Source organism: Streptomyces sp. ActVer, assembly GCF_027270795.1.
Classification (GTDB): domain Bacteria; phylum Actinomycetota; class Actinomycetes; order Streptomycetales; family Streptomycetaceae; genus Streptomyces; species Streptomyces umbrinus_A.
Genome location: NZ_JAPWHT010000563.1, coordinates 1 through 5863, shown reverse-complemented (window position 1 = coordinate 5863; position 5863 = coordinate 1). Strand labels below are relative to the sequence as shown.

The window sequence follows — 5863 nt, the reverse complement described above, 5'->3', positions numbered from 1 at the left end:
AGCGGATGTGTTGGCCCGTCAGGTGCTACGGCGAGGTGGGCAGGTGCGGGGAGCGGAGCACGAGCAGGGTGATCTCGCTGGGGGCGAAGACGCGGAAGGGCGGGCCCCAGAAGCCGGTGCCGCGGCTGGTGTAGAGGAGGGTGCGGGTGCCGTGGCGGCTGAGGCCGGCGACGGCGGGCTGGTCGATGCGGACCAGGTGGTGGAAGGGCCAGATCTGGCCGCCGTGGGTGTGGCCGGAGAGTTGGAGGTCGACGCCGCCGGCTGCCGCCCGGTCGACGAACTTGGGCTGGTGTGCCAGGAGCAGGACGGGTAGGTCGGGGTCGGCGCCGTCCAGGGCTCCGGCGAGGTGGGCGCCGTGGCCGGCCAGGCCGGAGGACTCGGCGGTGACGTCATCCACGCCGGCGACCACGAGGGTGTCGCCTCCGCGTTCAAGTAGCAGATGGCGGTTGCGCAGCGGCTCCCAGCCCAGTTCGCCCATCAGGTCGACCCAGCCCTGGGCCTCGCTGTAGTACTCGTGGTTGCCGGTGACGTAGACACGGGCCCAGGTGGCCCGCACGGTACCGAGTGGGACGGCCTGGGCGCGGCGGCGTTCGGCCGTGCCGTCCGCGATGTCGCCGGTGTGGCAGACCAGGTCGGCTTCCAGAGTGTTCACCGTCTCGCACACCCGCGCCGACCAGCGAGCGCGATCGAGCGGGCCGTAGTGGGTGTCGGTGATGAGGACCACGCGGGTGCCGTCCAACCCGGCACCCAGCCGCGGGAGTTGCACGTCGAGGCGGCGCACGCGTGGCACGCGGCGGGCCTCGGCGTATCCCCAGGCGAGCAGTACGGCGGTGATGCCGAGGACGGCCCACGTGACGATTCGGGCCCGGTCCTGACTCTCGCCGACGCCGGCCACGGCCAGGGCGAACCGCAAGAGGACGCCGAGCAGAACGGACCAGGTGAACAGAACCCAGCTGGAGCCCAGCAGGGTGTCACCGACGATCGCCGCCCGGTCCTGCTGGCGCCGGCCGTGGCCGCGCACCATCGCGAGCGGCATACCAATGAGGCCGAGGACGAACAGGGCGGTGCCGACCAGCGCGACGGGCAGCGGCCAGTGCTGGCCGGTGTAGAGGAGCACCCAGCAGGGCACGGCCCACAGCAGGACGGGGGCGATCAGGGGGAGGTAGCGCATCAGGCGGAGCAGTCGGCTCTGCCGCGGAGCTTGCGCTTCACTGTCGGCGGGTCGGGTGTCGCTGGTGTCGGTCACGCTTCCCCTCACAAACCAGGCTGCCGTCTCGCGCACTGTATCCGGTCGCCCTCGGGCCGGTCGGAGGGGCGTTCATGGTCGCGGCCCCTTGGGGCGAAGGGTTCTCTGCGGGATGGCAAGACGCCGCCGCAACACCTCCCTTGGCATGAGCTGGAGAGCCAGGTCGTCAACACTGCGCGGTACATGGGCCGGCCTGAGCGCGCGATGTGCGTCGCCTCCAACCGCGGCCATTGCCGCGTGTACGAGCGCATCGCCGCCCACGACCCGAGCGGTGCGGCTGAGGAGATGTTCACCCACATCATCGAAGCCTCGCTCATCCGCCGCAGCGCACCGGGCGACCCGGTGCTCCTGGACCGTAGGCGAACGCCACCGGTGGCGGCGCCGCGTTACAGGACGGCCCTCGGGCTGGTGAGCGTCGCCCGACCCCGCGCTCCGTCGCCGTATGAGCGCTGACGTTGTCGCGTGACCCGGGCGGGCTCGGCCTTCCGCCGAGCCCGCCACGCCGGCTCCATACCGGAGCCGGACTCGTGTCACGCCGTCAGCGCTGCAGTGTCAGCAGACCCGGACGGTAGGGCAGGAGGCCGTAGTCGCCGCCGGAGTTGGGGCTGCGCCCCTGGTAGAGCAACTGCAGATTGCAGGGATCGACGGTCATGGTCTGATCGGCGCTGGTGCGGATCAGTTCGCCATGGCTGATGTCGTTGGTCCACGTGGCGCCACTGTTGGCCTTGCCGGCGAAGGGATTGCTCTCGGTCGCGGCCTGGGGTGTCCATGAGCCGTTCAGACTGGTGGCCGTGAACGAGCGGAAGTAGCGGCCCTGCGAGCCGATCGCCTCGACGATCATGAGGTAGCGGTTCTGGCCCTGCAGCTTGTAGACCTGCGGGGCTTCGAACAGGTTGTTCGTCGTATCGCTCATGACCACTGTCGAGGTCGCGCCGAAGCTGCCCGGGAAGTTCCCGATCGGCATACTGGCCCGGTAGATCTTGCCGTTGTCACCGGCGAAGAACAGGTACATGTTCGTCCCGTCACCGATGAGCGTCTGGTCGATGGGCCCTGTCCCGGAGTCGCCGATGCTGGCGGTGGAGAGCACCTGCTGTGATGACCAGCCATTCGGGTTGGTCGGGTCGCTCGACGTCCGGTAGGAGAAGGCGGTCCCGCCCCACTGGTAGGCGAGCACCCAGATGTTCTTCGGCGCGAAGTAGAAGAGCGTGGGCGCGACGGTGGAGGACGACATCGTGTTCTGGCCGGCCGAGGCCATCTCCGACCAGTTGGTGAACAGGCCGAAGTTCATCGAACCCCAACTCGTCCCCGTGTCGTGCGTCGTCGCATAGACGAGTTGCCTGCCGTTGTAGGGAGCGACGGTGAAGTCCTTGAGCGAGGCCCACCCCGACTTGGGCTGCGCCAGCGCGCCCGTTGATGTCCAGCGATAGGTCGACGGAAGATCGCATGGGCCGGGGGTGTCGCCGCCGACCTTGACGAGTTGCCACTGCTGGTTGGTGCCGCCCCAGTCGTCGTACTGGACGATGTTCGCGCTGTCGGCGGTGGCGGCGCCTTGCACTTCCAGCGCCTTGTTGCTGTGGCGCGAGATGAACCTCACGTAGCCGTCCGAGCTGTCGGCCAGCCGCCACTGCTGATTGGTGGCGTTCAGGTCGGTCCACTGGACGATCGCGCCGCCGTTCGCGGTGGACCAGTTGTAGACGTCCAGCGCCTTGCCCGAGTGGCGGGACTTGATGCGGTAGTAGCCGCCCCCGGAATCGACGAACTGCCACTGCTGCTGGGCCTGATCGTTCCTGGACCACTGGGTGATGCGGGCGCCGTCGGCGGTCGCCATGTTGTAGACATCCAGGGCCTTGCCGCTGTTGCGGTTGACGAGCACATACGAGGCGTTGGGGTCTACGGTCGCCGCGCCGGCGGGCTGGGCACCGAGGAAGGTAGCCACGAGCAGCAAGGGCGCGAGGACGGCGAGTAAGCGTCTGAGACGGACCGGGGACGGGTGGCGAAACCACATCAGAGGGTCTCCTTTTGGGGGCGGGGGTGAGGTGACCCCGATGAAACCGCAGAGCGGATGTCTAGGCGCAGGGGCCTCTCGAAAGTTTCGAAGAATTCCCGGATGCTTCGACGCCACAAGCTAGGAATGCGAGGCTCTCTGGTCAAGGCCTGTCGCCGATCTGTCCACAAACAGTGCCTCACCCTTCGGGATCGACAAGCTGTCGCGCCGATCAGAAGCACTCCGGAGTGTGCGGTACAGCTCGCCAGTTCAAGGCGTGATTCCCGAATGTTTCGGACACGGAACCGAAATTTCTTCTGCGGGGAGTATTGACGGTCCATCGTCAATGCCTCAATCATCCCTTCAATCATTTCCGCCCGAGAACCCGGCTGCAGTTCGAGATATCGAACTACGGCGGCCCTGGGCCATCTGTGCTGCACGGCAGATCCACGCACAGCTGCACGACAGATCCGCGCACCAATGCACCTGCGCCACCCCGTCACGTTCCGGTGAGGTTCGCACCAGCGCATCCTGGCTCTTCGCGCAGTCGGAGAGGTACGCGGCGGCGCGTGGCGGTCCCCCGGCTGAGCCGCGATGGAGTACCCCATGCCTGTGTCGAAACACCGCCGCCGCCCGCCGTACGGCACCCGCCCGCCGACCGGTGCCGTACGTGCCGGTTGAGATCGTCCCGATCCCATGACCGCGGTGTCCGGTGATTCCGTGCTGCCCGGGTTCCGGCCCGCCCCGTCCGTCTGCCGAGTGGGAGCGGACGACGCATCCCCCTGCGCTTCAGTCCTTCCGTGATTTCTACCTTGGAGGCACAGCCATGGGCTCGTATGCCCTTCCCAGACCCGCTGTCCGCCGGAAGATCCGCGGCCTGCTGTTGGCGCTGGTCGTCGGCGTCCTCGGTACGGTCGCCACGCTGGCCGCGCCGCCGCCCGCACACGCCGCAGAGAGCACGCTCGGCGCCGCGGCGGCGCAGAGCGGCCGCTACTTCGGCACCGCCATCGCCTCGGGCAGGCTGGGCGACTCGGCGTACACGACGATCGCGGGCCGTGAGTTCAACTCGGTGACGGCCGAGAACGAGATGAAGATCGACGCCACCGAACCGCAGCGCGGCCAGTTCAACTTCACCGCCGGTGACCGCGTCTACAACTGGGCGGTGCAGAACGGCAAGCAGGTGCGCGGCCACACCCTGGCCTGGCACTCCCAGCAGCCCGGCTGGATGCAGAGCCTCAGCGGCAGCACGCTGCGCCAGGCGATGATCGACCACATCAACGGCGTGATGGCCCACTACAAGGGCAAGATCGCCCAGTGGGACGTCGTGAACGAGGCCTTCGCCGACGGCAGTTCGGGAGCCCGGCGCGACTCCAACCTCCAGCGCACCGGCAACGACTGGATCGAGGTCGCCTTCCGCGCCGCGCGCGCCGCCGACCCGGCCGCCAAGCTCTGCTACAACGACTACAACGTCGAGGACTGGACCTGGGCCAAGACCCAGGCCATGTACGCCATGGTCCGAGACTTCAAGCAGCGCGGCGTGCCGATCGACTGCGTCGGCTTCCAGTCGCACTTCAACAGCGGCAGCCCCTACAACAGCAACTTCCGCACCACCCTGCAGAACTTCGCCGCCCTCGGCGTCGACGTGGCCATCACCGAACTCGACATCCAGGGCGCCCCGGCCACGACCTACGCCAACGTGACCAACGACTGCCTGGCCGTGCCGCGCTGCCTCGGCATCACCGTCTGGGGTGTGCGCGACACCGACTCCTGGCGAGCGGAGCAGACGCCGCTGCTGTTCAACGGCGACGGCAGCAAGAAGCCCGCCTACACCGCCGTCCTCAACGCACTCAACGGCGGCACCTCCACGCCCCCCGGGGATTCCGGACAGATCAAGGGTGTCGGTTCAGGCCGCTGCCTGGACGTGCCGAACGCCAGCACCACCGACGGCACCCAGGTCCAGCTGTGGGACTGCCACAGCGCCACCAATCAGCAGTGGACGCCGACCGCCGCCGGCGAACTCAGGGTCTACGGCAACAAGTGCCTGGACGCCGCCGGCACCGGCAACGGCGCCAAAGTCCAGATCTACAGCTGCTGGGGCGGCGACAACCAGAAATGGCGCCTCAACTCCGACGGATCCATCGTCGGCGTCCAGTCCGGCCTCTGCCTCGACACCGTCGGAGCCGGCACCGCCAACGGCACCCTGATCCAGCTCTACTCCTGCGCGAACGGCAGCAACCAACGCTGGACCCGCACCTGATGGGACCTGCCACAGACGAAAGGGTGAATCGATGACGGCCCACGGTGCGGCTTCCCCCGCCCCTCCACGCAGACATCGCTGGTGGTCCCGGATTGCCGCCGTGGTGGCGGCGACCCTCGCGATCGGCATGCTCGCCGTGGTGAATCCGGCGCCCACCGAGGCGGCGACAGTGGACACCAATGCCTGGTATGTCCTGGTAAATCGCAACAGTGGCAAGGCGCTGGACGTCTCTGGCACGTCCACCGCCGACGGCGCGCGGGTCAGCCAGTGGACGCGCCACGACGGAGCCAACCAGCAGTGGGGTCGTGTCCCCGGTCGTGGTGTAGCCGATCACGGTCCGTCGCTTCCGCTTTGGAGCCGTCCGGTACGTGCCGCA

At 68.2% G+C, this 5863-nt stretch carries 5 protein-coding genes; 3 read left to right on the top strand and 2 right to left on the bottom strand.

All coding sequences use genetic code 11. The annotated features are described in order from the left end of the window. Positions 1–25: 25 nt before the first annotated feature. Complete coding sequence (locus O3Q52_RS47470) at positions 26–1246, bottom strand: metallophosphoesterase (protein ID WP_269654681.1); 1221 nt, start codon at positions 1244–1246, stop codon at positions 26–28. 183 nt (positions 1247–1429) lie between these two features. On the opposite strand from O3Q52_RS47470, the gene O3Q52_RS47465 reads away from it, so the two are divergent. Beyond that, complete coding sequence (locus O3Q52_RS47465; protein WP_269654680.1) at positions 1430–1699, top strand: hypothetical protein; 270 nt, start codon at positions 1430–1432, stop codon at positions 1697–1699. 85 nt (positions 1700–1784) lie between these two features. Here the strand turns inward: O3Q52_RS47465 and O3Q52_RS47460 are convergent, their stop codons facing one another. Next, positions 1785–3251, bottom strand: coding sequence for a non-reducing end alpha-L-arabinofuranosidase family hydrolase (locus tag O3Q52_RS47460; protein ID WP_269654679.1), 1467 nt, complete (start codon positions 3249–3251; stop codon positions 1785–1787). Between the two features lie 805 nt (positions 3252–4056). On the opposite strand from O3Q52_RS47460, the gene O3Q52_RS47455 reads away from it, so the two are divergent. Both O3Q52_RS47455 and O3Q52_RS47450 read left to right on the top strand, forming a co-directional pair. Then, positions 4057–5487 carry an endo-1,4-beta-xylanase gene (locus O3Q52_RS47455; protein ID WP_269654678.1) on the top strand — a complete coding sequence of 477 codons (1431 nt, stop codon included), beginning with the start codon at positions 4057–4059 and terminating at the stop codon, positions 5485–5487. Between the two features lie 100 nt (positions 5488–5587). Beyond that, positions 5588–5863 (top strand): RICIN domain-containing protein (locus O3Q52_RS47450; protein WP_269654677.1); only part of this gene is annotated, 276 nt, incomplete at its 3' end.